Origin of the sequence: Candidatus Clostridium helianthi (genome assembly GCF_045310795.1) — a bacterium.
Taxonomy (GTDB): Bacteria; Bacillota; Clostridia; order Clostridiales; family Clostridiaceae; genus Clostridium; species Clostridium helianthi.
Window position 1 is genome coordinate 1 of the sequence record NZ_JBJIAB010000121.1, and the last position, 451, is coordinate 451.

Annotated in this window: 1 pseudogene; it reads right to left on the reverse strand. The window is 35.5% G+C overall.

The window, feature by feature from the left end:
- Nucleotides 1–451: pseudogene (locus tag ACJDTP_RS27450) on the reverse strand (S8 family serine peptidase); the annotation flags it as partial.

Below are 451 nucleotides of genomic sequence, written 5' to 3' on the forward strand. Positions count from 1 at the left end.
GTACTTTATAGTTTGGTGCTGATGGATCATCTGGAACTCCTTGATGGACAATAACATATTCTGGAACTACAGGCTCGGGTAATACAACTCCTGATGTTGGTGGTGGTAGTGGCTTCTCAGGATCTTCTGGTATTTTCGGTGGATAATTTCCATTTAATACAGGTGGTTGTATATTTATAACTTCCTGTCTCATACTTCCTCTTCCTAAATTGCTTTCTAAATTAACTATTTGGTAAGCAACTCGTGTAGGAAATACCTGACATCCCCTTATTACTACTGGATTAAATCCAGCTTTTTCAACAGTTATATCGTATGAGCTATACGGTGTTTGATTACTATTTGGATTTAAAGAATATTCTATAGGTGGTGCTTGTAATTCTATTACTTGAGTTAATCCAGCTACATTTGTAAGTAATTCAATATTATTAGCATTTTCAGAACCTGTTGTTCC